At 39.0% G+C, this 22186-nt stretch carries 22 protein-coding genes, 1 tRNA gene and 1 other annotated feature; all 23 genes read right to left on the bottom strand.

Annotation, left to right across the window (positions count from 1 at the left end; translation table 11 throughout):
- Nucleotides 1-24: 24 nt before the first annotated feature.
- Nucleotides 25-315 carry a 50S ribosomal protein L23 gene (gene rplW, locus acear_RS00950; protein ID WP_013277161.1) on the bottom strand — a complete coding sequence of 97 codons (291 nt, stop codon included), beginning with the start codon at nt 313-315 and terminating at the stop codon, nt 25-27.
- A complete protein-coding gene (gene rplD, locus acear_RS00945; RefSeq protein WP_013277160.1) occupies nt 315-944 on the bottom strand; it encodes a 50S ribosomal protein L4 in 630 nt (209 codons plus the stop codon). Before rplD ends, rplW begins: the two co-directional genes overlap by 1 nt.
- Nucleotides 945-968: 24 nt before the next feature.
- Entirely contained in the window at nt 969-1598 is a 630-nt protein-coding gene (gene rplC / locus acear_RS00940) for a 50S ribosomal protein L3 (protein WP_013277159.1), read from the bottom strand.
- Nucleotides 1599-1653: 55 nt separating this feature from the next.
- Entirely contained in the window at nt 1654-1971 is a 318-nt protein-coding gene (gene rpsJ / locus acear_RS00935; protein WP_013277158.1) for a 30S ribosomal protein S10, read from the bottom strand.
- Nucleotides 1972-2056: 85 nt separating this feature from the next.
- Nucleotides 2057-3253 carry an elongation factor Tu gene (gene tuf, locus acear_RS00930; RefSeq protein WP_013277145.1) on the bottom strand — a complete coding sequence of 399 codons (1197 nt, stop codon included), beginning with the start codon at nt 3251-3253 and terminating at the stop codon, nt 2057-2059.
- 27 nt (nt 3254-3280) lie between these two features.
- Nucleotides 3281-5350: an elongation factor G gene (gene fusA, locus acear_RS00925; protein WP_013277157.1), complete on the bottom strand. Its 2070-nt coding sequence runs from the start codon at nt 5348-5350 to the stop codon at nt 3281-3283.
- 39 nt (nt 5351-5389) lie between these two features.
- Nucleotides 5390-5860 (bottom strand): 30S ribosomal protein S7, encoded by a 471-nt coding sequence (rpsG, locus tag acear_RS00920; RefSeq protein WP_013277156.1) that lies wholly within the window; start codon nt 5858-5860, stop codon nt 5390-5392.
- Nucleotides 5861-5897: 37 nt separating this feature from the next.
- Nucleotides 5898-6266, bottom strand: a complete 369-nt coding sequence (rpsL, locus tag acear_RS00915) for a 30S ribosomal protein S12 (RefSeq protein WP_013277155.1) — start codon at nt 6264-6266, stop codon at nt 5898-5900.
- A 207-nt stretch (nt 6267-6473) separates the two neighbouring features.
- On the bottom strand, nt 6474-9950 hold the full coding sequence (gene rpoC / locus acear_RS00910; RefSeq protein WP_013277154.1) for a DNA-directed RNA polymerase subunit beta': 3477 nt from the start codon (nt 9948-9950) through the stop codon (nt 6474-6476).
- A gap of 51 nt (nt 9951-10001) precedes the next feature.
- Nucleotides 10002-13253, bottom strand: a complete 3252-nt coding sequence (gene rpoB / locus acear_RS00905; RefSeq protein ID WP_013277153.1) for a DNA-directed RNA polymerase subunit beta — start codon at nt 13251-13253, stop codon at nt 10002-10004.
- 350 nt (nt 13254-13603) lie between these two features.
- Nucleotides 13604-13978, bottom strand: coding sequence for a 50S ribosomal protein L7/L12 (gene rplL, locus acear_RS00900; RefSeq protein ID WP_013277152.1), 375 nt, complete (start codon nt 13976-13978; stop codon nt 13604-13606).
- 28 nt (nt 13979-14006) lie between these two features.
- Nucleotides 14007-14525, bottom strand: coding sequence for a 50S ribosomal protein L10 (gene rplJ / locus acear_RS00895; RefSeq protein WP_013277151.1), 519 nt, complete (start codon nt 14523-14525; stop codon nt 14007-14009).
- A gap of 12 nt (nt 14526-14537) precedes the next feature.
- Nucleotides 14538-14670, bottom strand: a sequence feature (ribosomal protein L10 leader region).
- A gap of 89 nt (nt 14671-14759) precedes the next feature.
- Entirely contained in the window at nt 14760-15452 is a 693-nt protein-coding gene (gene rplA, locus acear_RS00890; protein WP_013277150.1) for a 50S ribosomal protein L1, read from the bottom strand.
- A gap of 51 nt (nt 15453-15503) precedes the next feature.
- Nucleotides 15504-15935, bottom strand: coding sequence for a 50S ribosomal protein L11 (gene rplK, locus acear_RS00885; protein WP_013277149.1), 432 nt, complete (start codon nt 15933-15935; stop codon nt 15504-15506).
- 14 nt (nt 15936-15949) lie between these two features.
- Nucleotides 15950-16486: a transcription termination/antitermination protein NusG gene (gene nusG / locus acear_RS00880; RefSeq protein WP_013277148.1), complete on the bottom strand. Its 537-nt coding sequence runs from the start codon at nt 16484-16486 to the stop codon at nt 15950-15952.
- 35 nt (nt 16487-16521) lie between these two features.
- Nucleotides 16522-16725 carry a preprotein translocase subunit SecE gene (gene secE, locus acear_RS00875; protein ID WP_013277147.1) on the bottom strand — a complete coding sequence of 68 codons (204 nt, stop codon included), beginning with the start codon at nt 16723-16725 and terminating at the stop codon, nt 16522-16524.
- A gap of 26 nt (nt 16726-16751) precedes the next feature.
- A complete protein-coding gene (rpmG, locus tag acear_RS00870; RefSeq protein ID WP_013277146.1) occupies nt 16752-16901 on the bottom strand; it encodes a 50S ribosomal protein L33 in 150 nt (49 codons plus the stop codon).
- A 181-nt stretch (nt 16902-17082) separates the two neighbouring features.
- Nucleotides 17083-18279 (bottom strand): elongation factor Tu, encoded by a 1197-nt coding sequence (gene tuf, locus acear_RS00865; protein WP_013277145.1) that lies wholly within the window; start codon nt 18277-18279, stop codon nt 17083-17085.
- 72 nt (nt 18280-18351) lie between these two features.
- Nucleotides 18352-18426: transfer RNA gene (locus acear_RS00860), tRNA-Thr, on the bottom strand.
- 170 nt (nt 18427-18596) lie between these two features.
- On the bottom strand, nt 18597-19250 hold the full coding sequence (sigH, locus tag acear_RS00855; protein WP_013277144.1) for an RNA polymerase sporulation sigma factor SigH: 654 nt from the start codon (nt 19248-19250) through the stop codon (nt 18597-18599).
- A 125-nt stretch (nt 19251-19375) separates the two neighbouring features.
- The gene (locus acear_RS11980) at nt 19376-20701 is read right to left on the bottom strand and encodes a VanW family protein (protein WP_013277143.1); all 1326 of its coding nucleotides are present in this window, start codon (nt 20699-20701) and stop codon (nt 19376-19378) included.
- Nucleotides 20702-20723: 22 nt separating this feature from the next.
- Nucleotides 20724-21455 carry a 23S rRNA (guanosine(2251)-2'-O)-methyltransferase RlmB gene (gene rlmB / locus acear_RS00845; protein WP_013277142.1) on the bottom strand — a complete coding sequence of 244 codons (732 nt, stop codon included), beginning with the start codon at nt 21453-21455 and terminating at the stop codon, nt 20724-20726.
- Nucleotides 21456-21464: 9 nt separating this feature from the next.
- The gene (gene thyX / locus acear_RS00840) at nt 21465-22181 is read right to left on the bottom strand and encodes an FAD-dependent thymidylate synthase (protein ID WP_013277141.1); all 717 of its coding nucleotides are present in this window, start codon (nt 22179-22181) and stop codon (nt 21465-21467) included.
- Nucleotides 22182-22186 lie beyond the last annotated feature (5 nt).

Below are 22186 nucleotides of genomic sequence, written 5' to 3'. Positions count from 1 at the left end.
AATTCCCTCCTTGTACACTAAAAATTACATACCTTCAAAGATTTCGATTCTATCTCCTTCAGCTAATTTAACCCTTGCTTTTTTCCATTCCGGTCTAGTTCCTTCATGAACGCCCATTCTCCGTTTTTTACTAGGCATTCTACAGGTTGTTACTTTATTGACCTTCACTTCAAATAATTCCTCTATAGCACGCTTTATTTCAGGCTTATTAGCATTCATAATTACTTTAAAAGTATACCAGTTCTCTTCTTCAATATCCTGCATTGCCCTCTCCGAAATATGCGGCTGGATAACTACATCTTCTGGATCACGCATTATTTATCCAGCACCTCCTCTACTTTTTTAATTGCTTCTTTAGTAATAATTATCTGCTCATTATCTAAGACATCATAGACATTAACTGCTGATCCTAATAAAACTTTAACATCTGGAATATTCCGGGCAGATTTATATAAATTATCATCCTTTTCAGCAGTAATAACTAACACCTTTTTATCTTTAGCATCTAAAGCCTCAAGGACCTTAACCATCTGCTTAGTCTTAGGCTGATCAAAATTAAACCCATCGACAACTGTTAATTCTTCGTCTTGAACTTTAGCAGTTAAAGCTGATTTAACAGCTAATCTTTTTACTTTTTTAGGAATATCCTTAGAATAATCTCTCGGTTGAGGGCCAAAAGTAGTTCCTCCACCGACCCAGATTGGGGATCGGATACTACCATGACGAGCCCGACCAGTACCTTTCTGACGCCAAGGCTTACGGCCACCGCCTCTTACTTCTGCTCTAGTCTTAGTCGAAGCAGTTCCTGCCCGCTTAGCAGCTAACTGGGCTGTTACCGCCTCATGGACAACATGTTCATTGATTTCTACATCAAATATACTCTGATTAAGCTCAACTTCACCTACTTGGCTACCTTCTGCATCAAATAATGTTAATTCAGGCATTCTTTCTCCTCCTTTCTAACCAACTTATCCTTTAACAGATTCTTTAATCCGCACTAAAGCTTTCTTAGGTCCTGGTACTGCACCTTTAACTGCGAGAATATTCTTCTCTGGGTCCACTTTAGCTACTTTCAAATTCTGAATAGTAACCTGCTCTCGTCCCATTCTCCCCGGCATCTTTTTACCTTTGAAGACTCGAGCCGGGTCAGCAGACGCACCAATAGATCCCGGTAATCTATAATTTCTAGAACCATGTGTCTTAGGTCCTAAGTTAAAGTTCCAGCGTTTAACTGTTCCAGCAAACCCTTTACCTTTAGAAGTTCCTGTTACATCAACTCTGTCTCCTACTGCAAAGATATCGGCTTTAATTTCATCGCCTACTTCATATTCATCTTCCTCATTAATTCTAACTTCTCGAATATATTCCTTAGGTTCAACGCCATATTTATCGAAATGGCCTTTTAACGGTTTATTAAGCTTACTTTCTTTAGCTTCACCAAAACCTAATTGAATGGCCTTATATCCATCCTTTTCTTCAGTCTTTTTTTGAACTATAGAACAGGGTCCCGCTTCAATTACAGTAACCGGAATAACCTCTCCTTCATCATCAAAGATCTGTGTCATACCTACTTTCTTACCTAAAATTTCTCTTGTCATCTTTTCTGCACCTCCTCATAAATCCAACAGTCTCTATTCCATTTTAAATTAAGAATTATAATTTAATTTCAATATCGACACCTGCTGGTAGATCCAACCGCATCAGAGAATCAACTGTCTTAGAAGTCGGCTCTAAGATATCAATTAATCTTTTATGGGTTCTCATCTCAAACTGTTCACGAGCCTTTTTATGAACATGAGGTGAACGTAAAACAGTAAATACCTCTTTTTTAGTTGGTAACGGTACAGGACCTGAAACCTCAGCTCCGGTTCGCTTAGCAGTCTCTACAATCTTAGTAGCCGATTTATCTAAAACCTGATGTTCATATGCTTTTAATCGGATTCTAATCTTTTCTTGAGCTTGGTTTGCCATGCTTACACCTCCATTGGAGAAATATTACACAGAAAAAAGATGAGGAGAGAAATTATATCTCCTCATTCTCTTTTCGCTGCTTGATTTATTCAATAATCTCTGTAATTACACCGGCTCCTACAGTCTTACCGCCTTCGCGAATTGCAAAGCGCAGACCTTCTTCCATAGCTATCGGTGTAATCAATTTAACTCCCATCTCTACATTATCTCCAGGCATTACCATCTCTACATCATCTGGTAGGTTGATATCTCCTGTCACGTCTGTAGTTCGGAAATAAAACTGTGGTCTATATCCATCAAAGAACGGTGTATGTCTTCCGCCTTCGTCTTTACTTAGTACATAAACCTCTGCTTCAAATTCAGTATGTGGTGTAATTGATCCCGGCTCAGCTAGAACCTGGCCTCTCTCGATCTCTTCTCTATCAACACCTCTCAGTAAGGCACCAATATTATCTCCAGCTACTGCTTCATCTAACATCTTACGGAACATCTCTACTCCGGTTACTACTGTCTCCTGTGTATCCTTAACTCCTACTAACTCTGCTTCATCTCCAGGATGTAGCTTTCCTCGTTCTAATCTCCCTGTAGCAACTGTTCCGCGTCCTTTGATTGTAAAGACATCCTCTACTGGTAGTAAGAACGGCTTGTCTGTATCTCTTTCTGGTTCAGGCAGATACTCATCAATAGCATCCATCAATTCTAGAATCTGTCCGCACCATTCACAGTCTCTATCTCCACAACCACATTCTAATGCTTTAAGACCGGAACCAACAATAATTGGTACTTCATCACCGTTAAAGTCATATTCATTAAGTAGTTCTCTTACTTCCATCTCTACTAATTCGATTAATTCTTCGTCATCAACCATATCTGCCTTGTTCAAGAAGACTACAATATTCGGTACATTTACCTGACGGGCCAATAGTAGGTGCTCTCTTGTCTGCGGCATCGGTCCATCAGCAGCAGATACAACCAATAATGCTCCATCCATCTGAGCTGCACCAGTAATCATATTCTTAACATAGTCAGCATGTCCTGGACAGTCTACGTGAGCATAGTGACGGTTCTCTGTTTCATACTCCACATGAGAAGTAGCGATTGTAATTCCGCGTTCCTGCTCTTCTGGTGCGTTGTCGATATCCTCAAAATTTGCAGAACCCTCTTCTCCTTTGGATAACACCTTAGTAATTGCAGCAGTTGTTGTTGTCTTACCATGGTCAACATGTCCAATAGTTCCAATATTCATATGCGGCTTATCTCGTTCAAACTTTTCTTTTGCCATCTTTCTCATCCTCCTTCAATTGATAAATTACTCTTTATCCATAATTTCTTTAGCAATACTATTTGGAACTTCACCATAATGATCAAACTGCATTACATAATTGGCTCGACCCTGAGTCTTTGATCGAAGATCAGTAGCATAACCAAACATCTCAGCTAACGGTACATAGGCTTTAATCACTTTAGCATTACCGCGCTGTTCCATACCTTCGACCTGGGCTCGGCGTCCATTTAAGTCTCCAATTACATCTCCCATATACTCCTCAGGAGTAGTAACTTCGACTTCCATAATAGGTTCTAACAGAACCGGATTAGCTCTTTTAGTTCCCTGTCTGAAGGCTTTAGAACCAGCAACTTTGTAAGCCATCTCAGAAGAGTCAACTTCGTGGTGAGAACCATCATTCAAGCTAACTTTAATATCAACCATCGGATATCCAGCTAAAATACCATTCTCCATGGCTTCTTTAACTCCATCTTCAACAGCAGGAATATAATCTCTAGGAATGACTCCACCAACAATATTATCTTCAAACTCAAATCCTCCACCGGCTTCTAGCGGTTCAATTTCAATCACAGCATGACCGTACTGGCCTCGACCTCCAGACTGACGAATAAACTTACCTTCAGCTTCTACTTCCTCCTTAATAGTTTCACGATAAGCAACTTGTGGAGCTCCTATATTGGCTTCTACATTAAATTCACGCGTTAAGCGATCTACAATTACTTCTAAGTGTAATTCACCCATTCCGGAAATAATTGTTTGGCCTGTTTCCTCATCAGTCTTAACCTGGAATGTTGGATCCTCTTCGGCTAGACTCTGCAGCGCTTGACCTAGCTTATCTTGATCTGCTTGAGTCTTAGGCTCAATTGCAACTGCAATTACCGGTTCAGGAAATTCCATAGACTCTAAGATGATTGGATTATCTTCATCACAGAGTGTATCTCCAGTTGATGTATTCTTAAGTCCTACAGCTGCTGCTAAGTCTCCAGCATAGACCTGATCTCTCTCTTCCCGGTGGTTAGCATGCATCTGTAAAATCCGGCTAACTCTTTCTTTCTCCTCCTTAGTAGAATTATAAACATAAGAACCTGATTCTAAAATTCCAGAATAAGCTCTAAAGAAGGCTAATTTACCTACATAAGGATCAGTCATAATCTTAAAGGCTAAAGCAGAAAACGGCTCATCATCATCAGCTGGACGAGCTTCAGTCTCTTCCGTTCCTGGAACCTCACCTTCAATCGGCGGGATATCCACAGGTGATGGCAAGTAATCCACAACTGCATCCAGCATTGGCTGGATACCTTTATTTTTGAGTGCTGTTCCACACATTACAGGAGTAAATTCATTTTCAATAACTCCTTGTCTGATACCATCCCTAATCTCATCTTCAGTGATCTCTTCATCCTCTAAATACTTCATCATTATTTCTTCATCGACATCTGCAATAGCTTCCAATAACTCTTCTCTATATAATTCTGCCTGTTCCTGTAAATCTTCAGGAATTTCCTCTTCTTCATAGTCAACTCCTAATTCATCTCTATAAACGATGGCCTTCATCTTTACTAAGTCAACTACACCAATAAAGTCATCTTCCTTACCAATCGGCAGTTGAATTGGAACCGGATTAGCATCTATTCGCTCCTCCATCATATCTACTACATTATAAAAATCGGCTCCTGTTCTATCCATCTTATTAACAAAAGCAAACCGCGGTACATTATATCTATCGGCCTGTCTCCAGACAGTTTCAGATTGAGGCTCAACACCGCCAACTGAACAGAAGACACCGATAGCTCCATCCAACACTCTCAGAGATCTTTCTACCTCTACAGTAAAGTCCACGTGTCCTGGCGTGTCTATAATATTAATTCTGTGATCTCGCCACTGACAAGTAGTAGCAGCAGAGGTAATTGTAATTCCACGTTCCTGTTCTTGGTCCATCCAGTCCATCTGGGAAGCACCATCATGTGTCTCTCCCATCTTATGAACGCGGCCTGTATAGAATAAAATACGTTCAGTAGCAGTAGTTTTACCTGCATCAATATGCGCCATAATACCAATATTTCTTGTTTTCTTCAGTGGGAATTGTCTAGCCACTATTTACCCTCCTTAGTTGTACACTGGTCTTAACTAGTTTTACCATCTATAATGAGCAAATGCTTTATTAGCCTCTGCCATCTGATGAATTTCTTCTTTTTTACGAACAGCTCCACCTTCTTCATTATAAGCATCAATAATTTCATTAGCAAGTCTAGCTACCATTCGTCTCTCACCACGGCTGCGGGCTGCTTCAATAAGCCAACGCAGTCCTAATGTTAAACGACGGTCATTATCTACTTCAACAGGTACCTGATAGTTAGCACCACCAACTCGACGAGACTTAATCTCTAAGACAGGCATAACATTATTTAAAGCTTCTTTAAATACCTCTAAAGCATTCTCTCCAGTATTCTTTTCAATTACAGCCATTGCTTTATAAAAGATTTTTTCAGCTAAGCTCTTCTTGCCATCATACATAACCTTATTGATAGCCTTAGTAACTAAACGACTGTTAAAGACTGGATCAGGTGTAATATCCTTTCTGCCAGCTATATTCTTACGTGACATCGATTCTCCTCCCTTCATAAAATATTATTTTTTAGATTTAGGGCTTCTTAACTCCGTATTTAGAACGAGCCTGCTTTCTGTCTTCAACACCAGCAGTATCTAAAGCACCACGGACAATAGTATACCTAACCCCTGGTAAGTCCTTAACTCTTCCACCTCTAACCAAAACTACAGAGTGTTCCTGCAAATTATGTCCTTCGCCGGGAATATAGGCAGTAACTTCTTTTCCATTAGTTAATCGAACACGGGCTACCTTTCTTAAAGCAGAATTAGGCTTTTTAGGCGTTGCAGTATAGACACGGGTACAGACACCTCGCTTCTGTGGCGCCCCTTCCAAAGCCGGAGCAGTCTGTTTCTTCTTTACCTTATTTCTTCCTTTACGAATCAATTGATTGATAGTAGGCATTGCTACACCCCCTTCCGCAGATTTAAACAAGTATCATTCCTTAAAGAAGAGGTGGGCACCCCCACCTCTTCTCAATACCTAACAACCTCTCACTAGTCACTAGAAAGAATCTATCATCAGAAAATCCAGAATTAACTTAGTACCATAACACACTTACGTATTTTAACACTTTAATTCTTAACTGTCAAGGAATATACTGATTTTTTACTACTTTACCTTTTCTACTTCAGCAATTTCATCCTTCTGGTCCTCTTCTTCAGTAATATCGATATCAATATCCCTATAACGCTTCATTCCGGTACCGGCTGGAATCAACTGCCCAATAATCACATTCTCTTTTAATCCAACTAATGAATCATTCTGCCCATCCAGTGAAGACTCAGTTAAGACACGAGTCGTTTCCTGGAAAGAAGCAGCAGACAAGAAACTCTCAGTAGCTAAAGAAGCCTTCGTAATTCCTAACAATTCAGGTTCAGCCGTTGCCGGTTCTTTACCTTCAGTAATGGCTTCATTATTAGTTTCTTCAAATTCAAAGACATTAACTAATTTACCTGGCAGTAAGTCAGTATCTCCAGCTTCTTTAACCTTAACTTTATCTAACATCTGTCTAATGACAACTTCCATATGCTTATCATCAATCTCTACTCCCTGGGATCTATATACATCCTGAACTTCACGGAGCAGATACTTCTGTACTGCTCTTGCACCGCGAATATTCAAGATATCCTCCGGATCCAGCGGTCCTTTGGTTAATCTCTGTCCCGTTTCAACATAATCTCCATCTTCAATCTTCATTGTTGAACCGTAAGGCAGCTTATAAGTCTTCTGCTTGCCATCATCTGTTTTGATTACTGCTTTATGAGAATTAGCCGTCTCTACCAATTTAATTTTACCGCTCAATTCAGTTACAATTGCCTGTCCTTTTGGAGTTCTGGCTTCAAATAACTCTTCAACACGAGGTAGACCCTGTGTAATATCATCACCGGCAACTCCACCAGTATGGAAAGTACGCATTGTTAACTGAGTTCCCGGTTCACCGATGGACTGAGCAGCTATAATTCCTACGGCTTCACCAACATCTACCAATCTACCAGTGGCTAAGTTCTCACCATAACATTTACAACAGACACCGTTTTTAGTTCTACAAGTTAAGATAGACCTAATCTCTACTTCTTCCAATCCAGCTTCTGCAATCTCAGCGGCAGTGTCTTCAGTAATCATTTCATCCTTTTCAACAATTGTCTCTCCTGTTTCAGGATGTTCAATATCAGTATTAGCCAGTCTACCGACTATTCTCTCTTCTAGCGGTTCAATTACTTCCCCCTCTTCTTTAATAGCTTCAACCAGAATACCATCATCAGTTCCACATTCTTCTTCTCTGACTATCACATCCTGTGAAACATCAACTAACCTTCTAGTTAAATAACCGGAATCAGCTGTTCTTAAAGCTGTATCAGCTAGACCCTTTCGAGCACCGTGAGTAGAAATGAAGTATTCCAATACTGTTAAACCTTCCCGGAAGTTAGCTTTAATCGGCAGGTCAATAATCTGCCCAGACGGATCAGTCATTAAACCGCGCATTCCGCCTAACTGAGTAATCTGAGAAGTATTACCTCGGGCTCCGGAAGTAGCCATCATATAAATGGAGTTAGTCTCTGGTAGACCATCTACCATCTCTTCTGTTACTCTATCTTTGGCTGTTCCCCAGATATCAATTACCCGCTGGTATCTTTCCTTTTCAGTAATCAAACCGCGTTTATACTGTTCCTCAATCTGATGAACTTTATCCTCAGACTTCTGCAGGATTTCCGGTTTCTCCTCTGGTACCCGCACATCGGTAACACCGATAGTAATTCCGGATTTAGTAGAGTATTCAAATGTTATCTCCTCTAAATCATCCAGAAGATCAGCAGTCTGATTAGGACCAAATTTATCATGACAATTACCTACTAAATCAGATAAGCGTCCTTTATCAAATACTTCATTCTGAAACTCCAGTTCTTCAGGGAAGATATCATTGAATAAGACCCTTCCTACTGTGGTTTCAATCCATTCCTCTTCCAGTTTATATTTAATTTCGGCATGAATATCAACAACATCATTCTCGTAAGCCTTCAAAACTTCATCAACATCGCCAAAGAACTTACCTTCACCTTTCACGCCTTCCTCTTTCATAGTCATATGATAAGCACCTAAGACCATATCTTGTGATGGCACTGCAATTGCTTCACCATCGGCTGGCGATAGTAGATTGTAAGTGGATAACATCAAAAGTCTGGATTCTGCCTGGGCCTCTGCAGACAGTGGTACATGTACTGCCATCTGATCACCGTCAAAGTCAGCATTATAAGGTGGGCAGATTAAAGGATGAATCTTGATCGCCTTTCCTTCTACTAAGACCGGTTCAAAGGCCTGAATACCTAACCTATGCAGTGTTGGAGCCCGGTTTAATAAAACAGGATGTTCTTTGATAACTTCTTCTAAAATATCCCAGACTTCCTCATCCAGTTTTTCGACCTTCCCCTTAGCACTCTTGATATTATGGGCTAAGTCTTCTTCAACTAACTTCTTCATTACAAACGGTTTAAATAATTCTAACGCCATCTTTTTTGGTAGACCACACTCATGCATCTTTAAATCCGGACCAACAACAATTACTGAACGGCCGGAATAATCAACACGCTTACCTAACAGATTCTGTCTAAAGCGCCCCTGTTTTCCTTTCAGCATATCACTTAGGGACTTAAGCGGTCGATTACCGGAACCTGTCACTGCCCGACCCCGACGTCCATTATCAATTAAGGCATCAACAGCCTCCTGGAGCATCCTCTTTTCATTTCTGATAATGATATCAGGAGCACCTAAATCCAACAAGCGCTTTAATCTATTATTTCTATTGATAACTCTACGATAAAGATCATTTAAATCAGAAGTAGCAAACCGGCCACCATCTAACTGAACCATTGGTCTTAACTCTGGCGGGATTACCGGAATAACATCGAGAACCATCCATTCAGGCTTATTATCGGATTTCCGAAGTCCATCTACTACCTTAAGCCGCCTGACAGCACGTTTGCGCCGCTGCCCAGAAATATCCTTGATTTCAGCTCTTAATTCTTCTACTTCTTTATCCAGATCCATATTCTTCAGAATCTCTTTTACAGCTTCAGCACCCATACCTGCTTTAAAGCTATCGCCATACTTTATCTTTGCTTCTCGATATTCATCTTCACTCAACAGTTGTTTTTCACTTAAAGGAGTATCTCCAGGTTCAATAACAATATAAGAAACAAAGTATAAGGCCTTTTCTAAAGATCTCGGCGACATATCCATAACTAATCCTAACCGACTAGGTATCCCCTTAAAATACCAGATATGAGAGACAGGAGCTGCTAGCTCAATATGGCCCATTCGTTCCCGCCTTACTTTAGAACGAGTAACCTCTACACCACAGCGATCACAGACAACACCTTTATATCTAACCCGTTTATACTTTCCACAGTGGCATTCCCAATCTTTAGTCGGTCCAAATATCTTTTCACAGAAGAGTCCCTCTTTTTCCGGTTTTAAAGTTCTATAATTAATCGTCTCAGGTTTCTTAACCTCTCCGCTAGACCAGTTACGAATCTGTTCTGGAGAAGCTAAACCAATCTTCATGGAATCGAAATTATTTACATTAAGCAAGGGCTGTACTCCCTCCTTTAGATTTTAATAACTTAAAATCAAAGCAAGGCTTTATTGACCATCCTCGTCTTCATCTAAGTCTAATCCTAGCTTCTTAGTAGTATCATTGACAGCTTCCTCATTCTCCTCAATCTCTAATTCCTCATCCTCATCAGAATAAACCTTGGCATCAAGTCCAATACTCTGCATTTCTTTAATCAATACCTTAAATGATTCCGGAATACCGGATTCCGGTATGTTCTCACCTTTTACAATTGATTCATAAGCCTCTACTCTACCTACTACATCATCAGATTTAACAGTCAACATCTCCTGTAAACAATGAGCAGCACCGTATGCTTCTAAGGCCCAAACTTCCATTTCACCAAGCCTCTGACCTCCAAACTGGGCTTTACCTCCTAGCGGCTGCTGTGTTACTAGAGAATAAGGGCCGGTTGAACGGGCATGAATCTTATCATCAGCTAAATGATGTAGCTTCAAGATATACATATATCCGACTGTAACTCTCTCTTTAAACTCTTCTCCAGTTCGTCCGTCATACAGCTGCACCTTACCATCACGAGGTAGACCTGCTTCCTCCAGCATATCCATAACATCATCTTCAGTTGCTCCGTTGAAGACAGGAGTTTCAACATGAATCCCTAATTCTTCTGCTGCCCAGCCTAGATGAGTTTCTAATACCTGGCCTAAATTCATTCGGGATGGTACACCTAAGGGATTAAGTACAATTTCTACTGGCTCACCATTCGGCAGATACGGCATGTCTTCTTCCGGTAAAACTCGGGAAATAACACCTTTATTCCCATGGCGTCCGGCTAACTTATCACCAACCTCGATCTTACCTTTGCGGGCTATATAGACTCTAACTAATTTATTTACTCCTGGTTTTAGATCATCACCATCATCACGAGTAAAGACCTTAACATCGATTACAATCCCCTTCTCCCCATGTGGTACCTTAAGGGAAGTATCTCTAACTTCTCTAGCTTTTTCGCCAAAGATTGCTCTCAATAATCTCTCTTCAGCCGACAGTTCTGTTTCACCTTTTGGAGTTACCTTCCCCACTAAGATATCTCCCGGTCTAACTTCAGCTCCAGGGCGAATAATACCGCGCTCATCTAAATCTTTTAGAGCTTCCTCACTAACATTCGGAATATCTTTAGTGATCTCCTCAGGACCAAGCTTGGTATCTCTAGCCTCTGCTTCATGTTCTTCAATATGGACAGAAGTTAAGCTATCATCCTTAACTAATTTCTCACTGATTAAAATAGCATCCTCATAATTATATCCTTCCCAGGTCATAAAGGCTACTAAACAGTTACGGCCTAAAGCAAGCTCTCCCTGATCCATAGCTGGACCATCACCAATTACATCACCGGCTTCTACTCTATCACCTTTTCGGACAATCGGCTTATGAGTAAAGGAAGTCCCCTGATTAGAACGGACAAACTTATCCAGTTCATACTTATCTACATCACCATCATCAGTCTTAACCAAGATCTTTTTAGCAGTTACTCTCATTACTTCACCGCTATTTTTAGCTACTACTGCAACTCCGGAATCCTTAGCAGCTTTATACTCAATCCCTGTTCCTACATAGGGAGCATCTGTCTTCAGCAGTGGAACACCCTGCCGCTGCATATTAGCCCCCATCAAAGCCCGGTTAGCATCATCATTCTCTAAGAAAGGAATCAAAGCTGCAGACACACTAACAATCTGACCCGGCGATACATCCACATAATCTATCTTATCTCGAGTTACCTCCAGAATATCTTCTCGATATCTAGCCCTTGGACGTTCATCTAATATATTTCCCTCGTCATCTAAACTAACATTACCTTGAGTAATAACATTTCCTTCTTCATCGTTAGCTGTCAGATACTCTATCTTTCCTGTTACTTGACCGTCTTCCACTTTGCGATACGGCGTCATAATAAATCCATACTTATTGGTCTTTCCATACAGACAAAGCGAACCAATTAACCCGATATTCGGCCCCTCCGGAGTTTCAATTGGACAGATTCTCCCGTAGTGAGTATGATGCACATCCCGCACATCAAATCCAGCTCGTTCCCGGCTTAAACCTCCGGGCCCTAAAGCACTCATCCGACGTTTATGAGTCAATTCTGATAATGGATTAGTCTGATCCATAAATTGCGACAGCTGACCACTGCCAAAAAATTCTTTAATTGCTGCTACTACCGGTCGAGTATTGATCAAAGCCTGAGGAGTAATCACATCAATATCCTGAATCGTCATCCTTTCCCTAATTACTCTCTCCATTCTCGACAGCCCAATTCTAAATTGATTCTGCAGCAATTCACCTACTGTCTTTAAACGTCGATTACCGAGATGATCAATATCATCGATATAAGCATCATCATCATCATGAATTAATTTGATTAGATACTTTACTGTCTCTACAATATCCTCTTTTTGTAATGTTCTCTGGTCAAGATCAGTATCAAGACCTAACTTATTATTGAGCTTGTAACGCCCTACTTCAGCCAGATCGTACCGCTTAGGATCAAAAAATAATGATTCTATTAAATTCTCCGCACTTTCTACTGTCGGCGGTTCCCCCGGCCGCAGTTTCTTATAAAGTTCTATTAAAGCTTCTTCCCTATTTTCAGTATTATCACGATCAATTGTATCATGAACTATCTCATGGTCACCAAGCAAATCTATCAATTCTGAATCTGTACTATAGCCTAAAGCCCTAAATAATACAGTGGAAGGCATCTTACGAGCACGGTCAACTCTAACAGCAATTATCCTCTTCTTATCATATTCAAACTCGATCCAGGCTCCACGGTTAGGAATTATACTACCATCAATTAACTGTCGTCCATCCTTTGTTCTCTCTTCTCCAAAATAGACTCCAGCAGATCTGATTAACTGATTAACTATTACTCTTTCTGCTCCATTGATGATAAACGTCCCTTTATCAGTCATCAATGGCAGATCTCCCATAAAGACTTCCTGTTCTTTTACTTCCCCTGTTTCTTGATTAATTAGCCGAACTTTAACTTCTAAAGGTGCATCATAAGTTACATCTCGATGCTTACTTTCCACTTCATCATATTTAGGTTCCCCTAAACTATAATCAAGAAATTCCAATACTAAATTCTCAGAAAAATCTTGAATCGGTGAAATTTCATCAAACATTTCCAAGATTCCATTATCGAAGAACCACTGATAAGAACTTTTCTGCGTCTCAAGTAAATACGGTACTTCCATTCCATCTTCTACTTTAGCAAAGCTCCTTCGCTTCCGCCTAAGAGAACTCTCCGGCTTGGCCATGAATAAAATTCACCCCCGCTAATTTTCTCAACCTACAGAAACTATTACAGCCTATCATTATATATAAGTAAATTATTGTAAGCATAATAACAATAATATTTTGGTTAAACTGGATTTTAAATATACATTTTTTATTAATTTCTAACAGATAATCTATCTTAACAGTTAATAGAAGGTATATTAATCTCATTTTACATTCTCATAACAATTAATAATGGTAACATAATCTTAAAATAATGTCAAGAAATATTTTATAATAAGCTAAAAAGCACCCTGTTAGTAACTAACAGAGTGCTTTTTATTATCTATATGCACATCTATTTTTTAATTATATTAAGTACTTTAGATAATTATTTAAGTTCTACAGTAGCACCAGCTTCTTCAAGCTGTTCCTTAATCTCTTCAGCTTCTTCCTTTTCTAAACCTTCTTTAACAGTGTTAGGTGCTTCATCAACTAAAGCCTTAGCATCTTTAAGGCCTAAATCAGTTACTTCTCGTACAGCTTTGATTACCTTAATCTTCTTATCTCCACCAGAAGTAATCTCTACATCAAAAGCTGTCTGTTCTTCTTCATCACCAGCATCACCACCGGCAGCAGGAGCTCCTGCCATTGCTACTGGTGCAGCAGCAGAAACATCAAACTTTTCTTCTAATTCTTCAACTAATTCAGCTAATTCAAGAACAGTCATATTCTCAATAGCTTCCATAATTTCTTCTTTATCCATTATCTTCACCTCCTTAAAACAGTTACATTTATTCTTCTTTTTCTTCTTTTATAGCATTTAAAACATGGGCTAAACTCTTTAACGGATCATTCAAGGCATTTACTAAACCATTAACCGGTGCTTTCATCTTTCTTAATACCTGAGCAATCAATTCTTCACGCGGTGGAATATCAGCTAAAGAATCAAGCTGTTCTTGTCCAATTAAACTGCCTTGCAAAATTCCAGCCTTGATCTCTAACTCCTCATGCTCTTCAGCAAAGTCAGCCAAAACTTTAGCCGGAGCTACAGGATCCTCATCAGAAAAGGCAATTGCTGTTGGTCCTGTTAAGTAGTCATCAACCTCATCATACTCTGCTTTTTTTGCTGCTAAACGAGCCAGCGTATTCTTAACCACCTTATAGTCAACACCAGCTTCACGCAGCTTAGCTCTAAGCTCTGTCATTGTTTCAACATCTAGTCCACAATAATCAGTTAAAACAGCTGATTTTGCATTACTAAATTTATCAGTTAATTCTTCCACAATTATTTCTTTTTCGCGAGTAGGCATCCTTCCACCTCCTTTTACAACTAAAAAAAGCCTCCGCAGACAGCCGGAGACTATACAGTCTAATAACTTCATCTATCTCCAGCCTCGGCAGGCAGATTTAAGCCTTTCTGGCACCTACTGTCTACAGCTATAATTTAATATTCAATTTTCAACTTTCAACCCACAACAGGTTAGATTATAACATAACTTTATAATTAAGTCAATATTTTTTTCTGTTCAGCAAAGATTATTCCGTTAAACCATATCCCGAGCAAACTGAGGATCAATCTTAATCCCCGGCCCCATTGTAGCTGAAACAGTCATATTTAGGATATAACGACCTTTAGCACCACTAGGTCTGGCTCTAACAATTTCATCACAGACAGCTTCAAGATTCTCTAACAGCTCCTCAACTTCAAAAGAAGCTTTACCGAGGGGAAGATGAACATTTCCACCATCATCAGCTCGATATTCAATCTTCCCTGCTTTAATATCTTCTATTGCTCTCTCTAGTTCAAAGGTTACGGTCCCTACCTTAGGATTAGGCATTAAACCTTTTGGTCCTAAAATCGGTCCTAGTTTGCCGACTACACTCATCATATCAGGAGTCGCAATAGCTACATCAAAGTCTAACCAGCCTTCTTCAATCTTTTCAGCTAAATCTTCACTGCCTACTACATCGGCACCTGCTTCTTCAGCTTCTTTGGCTTTCTCTCCCTGGGCAAAAACTACAACTTTAACTTCTTGTCCAGTACCCTGCGGTAGAACAAGAGCATCTCTTAACTGTTGATCATTTTTACCGGGATCAATCCCTAACTTAAAAGCAATCTCAATTGTTTCATCAAAATTAGCTGTTGCTGTCTCTTTAGCTAACTCCAATGCTTCTTCAGGCTGATAAACTTTATCGCGGTCAACCTCAGCTAACACTTCTTCATATCTTCTGGACATTTCTATCTCCTCCTCTGTGGTAATAGGATAATATCCTCCCACAATTTAAAATTATTCCTCGTCTTCTACTACAATCCCAGCACTACGAGCAGTACCTGCAATCATTCTCATAGCGGCTTCTAAATTAGCAGCATTCAAATCTTCCATTTTAGTCTTGGCAATCTCTTCTAGGTCTTTTTTAGTTACAGTACCTACCTTATTTATATTAGGCTCTCCAGACCCGCTATCAATTCCGGCTGCTTTCTTTAATAGATCAGCAGCAGGAGGAGACTTAGTAATAAAATCAAAAGACCTATCAGCATAAACAGTAATCTCTACCGGAATAATATTACCGGCCTTATCAGCTGTCTTAGCATTGAAAGCTTTACAGAATTCCATAATATTAACTCCATGCTGTCCTAAAGCCGGACCTACTGGAGGAGCTGGATTGGCTTCACCAGCTGGAATCTGTAAACTGATCTCACCTACAACTTTCTTCGCCATCACTACACACCTCCTTAAATATCTTCAACTTGATCAAAGTCTAACTCTACCGGCGTCTGCCGACCAAACATTGATACTAATACAGTTAATTTGCTCTTATCCAGATTAATTTCCTGAATCTCACCTGCAAAATCTTCAAATGGACCATCAACTACTCTCACTTCATCGCCAACTTCCAAATCTATATCAACTTGAGATTGTAGTCCCATTTCATTTTTAATTGTCCTAACTTCCGGATCAGATACCGGAACCGGTTTAGTACCTGAAGCCCCAGCAAATCCAATTACTCCCGGAGTATTGCGAACAACATACCAGGATTCATCATCCATAATCATCTTAATTAAGACATAACCAGGAAAGAATCTTTCTTCCGAAACTTTCTTTTCTCCTTCATCTTTAACCTTAACCTCATCTTTAGATGGAATTAAGATATCAATTATCTTTTCTTCCATATCAATAGTCTTAATTCTCTGTTCTAAATTTGACTTAACTTTATTCTCACGTCCTGAATAAGTATGAATAGCATACCATTCTGGTTCTTTTTTACTCATGAAAAGGGAGCCCTCTAGAAGGACCTACACCTCCCTTAATTTAGGATCAGAGGAGTTATAATTCTAGAAAAAATCAAATCCACTCCTCCAATGAACAGCATTACTGCTAAAACAGTAACAATTACCACTGTTGTATACGAAAGTAAAACACTTTGATTAGGCCAGTTTACTTTTTTTAGTTCAGCTTTAACTTCCCGAAAAAATTTTTTGATCTTGCCAAATATACTATCTTCAGCCATTATTTCACATCCTCATAATTTAAAACTTATTTAGTTTCCTTATGGATGGTGTGTTCTCCACAGAATTTACAGAATTTCTTTACTTCCAGACGATCGCGAGTATTGGACTTATTCTTAGTAGTAGAATAATTACGCTGATTACACTTTGTACAGGCTAAAGTTATAGTCTCTCTCACTGATGCCACCTCCTCAAACCAGAAAACATACAGCTTCAAATCAACACTTTTTCAATGTATCATACTTCAAGTTAAAAGTCAAAATTTTTCTTTGCTATCTACTACTCTATGATTCTAAAGAAAAAGCAGGTAGTAATCTACCCGCTTTTTATAATATAAAATTCATCTCCACTTTATTCAATTATTCAATAATCTCTGTAATTACACCGGCTCCTACAGTCTTACCGCCTTCGCGAATTGCAAAGCGCAGACCTTCTTCCATAGCTATCGGTGTAATCAATTTAACTCCCATCTCTACATTATCTCCAGGCATTACCATCTCTACATCATCTGGTAGGTTGATATCTCCTGTCACGTCTGTAGTTCGGAAATAAAACTGTGGTCTATATCCATCAAAGAATGGTGTATGTCTTCCGCCTTCGTCTTTACTTAGTACATAAACCTCTGCTTCAAATTCAGTATGTGGTGTAATTGATCCCGGCTCAGCTAGAACCTGGCCTCTCTCGATCTCTTCTCTATCAACACCTCTCAGTAAGGCACCAATATTATCTCCAGCTACTGCTTCATCTAACATCTTACGGAACATCTCTACTCCGGTTACTACTGTCTCCTGTGTATCCTTAACTCCTACTAACTCTGCTTCATCTCCAGGATGTAGCTTTCCTCGTTCTAATCTCCCTGTAGCAACTGTTCCGCGTCCTTTGATTGTAAAGACATCCTCTACTGGTAGTAAGAACGGCTTGTCTGTATCTCTTTCTGGTTCAGGCAGATACTCATCAATAGCATCCATCAATTCTAGAATCTGTCCGCACCATTCACAGTCTCTATCTCCACAACCACATTCTAATGCTTTAAGACCGGAACCAACAATAATTGGTACTTCATCACCGTTAAAGTCATATTCATTAAGTAGTTCTCTTACTTCCATCTCTACTAATTCGATTAATTCTTCGTCATCAACCATATCTGCCTTGTTCAAGAAGACTACAATATTCGGTACATTTACCTGACGGGCCAATAGTAGGTGCTCTCTTGTCTGCGGCATCGGTCCATCAGCAGCAGATACAACCAATAATGCTCCATCCATCTGAGCTGCACCAGTAATCATATTCTTAACATAGTCAGCATGTCCTGGACAGTCTACGTGAGCATAGTGACGGTTCTCTGTTTCATACTCCACATGAGAAGTAGCGATTGTAATTCCGCGTTCCTGCTCTTCTGGTGCGTTGTCGATATCCTCAAAATTTGCAGAACCCTCTTCTCCTTTGGATAACACCTTAGTAATTGCAGCAGTTGTTGTTGTCTTACCGTGGTCAACATGTCCAATAGTTCCAATATTCATATGCGGCTTATCTCGTTCAAACTTTTCTTTTGCCATCTTTCTTATCCTCCTTTAGATTTCCCTTGGGCTTATGTATTAAAAAATAAAAATAAACTCTGATATTAATACTGGAGCCCACGACCGGACTTGAACCGGTGACTCCATCCTTACCATGGATGTGCTCTACCACTGAGCTACGTGGGCCCATAATCTATAAGACAGTACTAGCATTCTAACAATAACCACAATATACATTATATGCTTTTTAGCAATAGAAATCAAGAAAAATATTTTTCTTTTTATCTGCTTTATCATTTAATATAACTCAATACTTACTTTTATATCAATCATTCTCTACTTTAATCAATTTTTCTCTAAATATCATTTTCTTCTAGAAAATCTTCCAGTTTTTTCTTGATTCTCTGTAGAGCATTATCTACTGACTTAACATGCCGATCTAAAGCTTCGGCTATATCTTGATAAGTCTTCCCCTTTAAATATTCCAGTAAAACATTTAATTCTAACCCGCTTAATCTTTCTTTAATATTCTCTTCTAATAATTTATAAGCTTCATAACTGATAAACTGTTCCTCAGGATTATTTAATTCACTTCCCTCTAAAACATCCAATAAAGTTCGCTTAGAGTTTTGATCATAAATCGGCTGATCAAAGGAAACATATGAATTCAAAGGCTGATGCTTCTGTCTAGTAGCCGTCTTGATAGCAGTAATTAGCTGCCGGGTAATACATAATTCAGCAAAAGATTGAAAAGAGGCTAATCTTTCAACTTTATAATCACAGATAGCTTTATATAAACCGATCATACCCTCCTGAACTAGATCATCTCTACCAGCTCCAATTAAAAAATAAGATCTAGCCCGATTACGAACAAAATTTTTATACTTTTTAAGTAAATACTCCATAGCCAATTGATTACCATCCTGGGCAAACTGAACCAATTCATCATCTGTTAGTTGATCATATTCAGTATATTCTTCATATTTATCCTCCGTTAACTCTATCCCCAACCAAATCCCTCCTAATATTTTAAAACTAACTTTAATAACCTCTATTATATCCTTAATTATAACCTACGTCATTTTATGAAGTCAAGAAATTAAAACTGTAACTTTTTTACTTATTTACTCATACCTCATTTGACGGGAACTTTAATAACTTTATCAACCGGTTGATAAACATCTTGAGAAATAATTTCTTTATTGATTAATTCATTATCAACAATAATTTTCTTGACTACCTTAACTTGATAGCCTTGTTTACCTTCTTTAACTACTTTCCTTTCTTCCACCTTAGCCTTCTTCTTTACTTGGCCATAATCCAGTACTTTTGGTTGAGAAGTAGAGATTTCTATCTGATAATCTTTACTTTGGCCCATAATAGCAATCTCCAAGCTATTCTCTAACACTTTTGCTAAAATCATAATCGGATCAGAACTTGTATTCTTAAACTTAAAATCAAGATAACCATTATAAATAGCAGCTCCCCGGCCTAAAGGAATATAGCCTACTGGCCGTGAATGATTATGTCGTTCTAGTACTTTAAGATCTCCTAGTAGAACAGCATTATAAAGGGTTGACGACACCTGACAAACACCGCCGCCTACTCCTGTTACAAATTCCTGATTTACTATCTCCGTAGCCTGTTTAAAGCCGTTTTTTAAACTCCGCCTTCCTACAGTCTGATTAAAAGAAAATACTTCTCCCGACTTTAACAGAGTAGCATTGATCTTTTGAGCAGCCAGTTTGATATTATGAACCCGATTCTCCTTTTCAGTATCAAAACTAGTTTTATAACTGCTTAACTGATTGGTTAAGTTCCACTCCTTTAGTTTTTCTCTATTCACCTCCGGCACTTTCTTCTCAATCACTAACTTAACCGGAATCTTTTTAAAATTATTGAAGCGACTAATGATCTTTTGCTTTGACTCTTCTAACCTTAATCTCTTGCCCAACTGAAAACTTATCAGCTCTTCAGTTTCTAAATCTAAATAGGCATTGCTGGAACTAATATTAACCTCATTAGCAATCTGTTGTAGCTTCTCATCTAGCTTATCTTCATTATAGCTTATATCTACTGTTAAGCTCTTACCATATTCTGCAGACTGCCAAACTGCTATACTTCTCTGTAACAGAGTACCGCTTCTTCCAATCCCAAAAGCCTTATTTAATGCCCCCCTATTCTTGAATTTCAACTCTATATCATCCGGTCTAAGCAGCCATTTATCATTATCCCTCTCTAAAACAAGCGGTTCTTGCAAAAGCGGTTCAGTCAATTTCTTCAAACGTTCTTTAGCCTGCTTCTTAGTTAAACCGCTGAAATCATATCCTTCGATCATAACTCCTGAAAATATCACATCTTCATGCTGTTTGAAAAAGAAATAGCTTCCAATATATATCCCTAAACCTATAGAAAAGAGTAATGTCAAAGCAACTAATGCTGCTAATAGACTATTCTTCATTCTCTAACTCCTCAACTAACGATTAATCGCTATAATTTCGCTGCCGCAAGGCTTCATACATTAAAACAGCCCCTGCTACTGCTGCATTTAAAGAATTTATTCTACCTTTCATTGGTAATTTAATCAAGAAATCACATCTTTCCTTAACTAACCTGCGCATTCCAGCTCCTTCACTGCCGATAACAATCCCCAATGGTCCTGTCAAATCCTGTTGATAACAGAAGCCTTCTGCCTCCATATCAGCACCTGCAATCCAGAATCTATTCTCTTTTAATTCTTCCATGGCCCGGACTAAATTAGTTACCTGAGCTACCGGTATATGTTCAATAGCTCCTGCTGAAGCCTTTCCGACAGCCGATGTTAGACCAACACTTCTACGTTTAGGAATAATTACTCCCTGAGCTCCAACAGCATCAGCTGTCCGCAGAATAGAACCGAAATTATGGGGATCTTTAATCTCATCCAACAGAATAAATAATGGATCATCAGTCTTATTATATGCCTTATCAATTAATTGGTCCAATGATAAATACTTAATAGGTTCACCAAAAGCAATTACTCCTTGATGAGAATAAGAATCAGCTAAGTTATCAAGCTTTTCTTTAGCAACTCGTTTGAGTTTAATCCCTTCTGCTTTGGCTTTCTTTAATAATTCATTAACCCCTTCAGCATTCTGATAGATTAATATCTCATCTATTCTTCTTTCGGATTTCAATGCTTCCATAACAGGATTACGGCCTTCTATTTTCTTCATTGGTTTTATCTACTCCTCTTTAAGTTCATTAATTCTTCCACAGCTCATAGCCCCTTCAGCACACCGGCCTTCAGTAACACAGGTAGGACCAGCATTATTAAAGATAATTGGAGCTATATCCTTAACCTGATTCAACATTTCATTAGCCATCTCTCTAATCTCTCTTTGGGCCCGATTACAGCATCTAACTTCAAAGAAATGGAGTAAGCTTCTGGCATTCATTGTCACAACAATCTTAGTCTCAGTAGCATTGGGCAGTAAATACCGGGCCGCTTCGATGGCTTCCTTCTCTTCATAGCCATCTTCCATTAAACCAGCAGTTAATTTATTATACAGCTTCTGCTGCTGCTTCATATTTTCAATAAATAGTTCCGTTAATTCCTCATTATCCTTAATTTTATCAGGAATAATATAATTGAATTGATCCTTTTCTCTTACATAACGCTGTGACTGCTGACTATAGCTGGCAATCCTATGTCTAACCAATTGATGGCTAGTTACACGACTGATTCCCTCAATAGCAAAAGTAAAGGTCACATGTTCTAGTGTAGAATAATGTCCATTTCCTAAAATAATGTTTAATAAGTCTTCGATTTCTTCATCTGTCATATCTTCAACTAGCTTTTCAGCCCCTACCGGCGAATAACAGAGCCTGGCAGCACTAGCAGCAGTTCGCTCCGGTTCTGGAGTATGGTTGATTAGTTTAACATTTAATTTGCTTTCCATTATCC

Origin of the sequence: Acetohalobium arabaticum DSM 5501, assembly GCF_000144695.1 — a bacterium.
In the GTDB taxonomy this organism is placed as follows: Bacteria; Bacillota; Halanaerobiia; order Halobacteroidales; family Acetohalobiaceae; genus Acetohalobium; species Acetohalobium arabaticum.
This window is presented reverse-complemented; position numbering and strand designations above follow the sequence as displayed.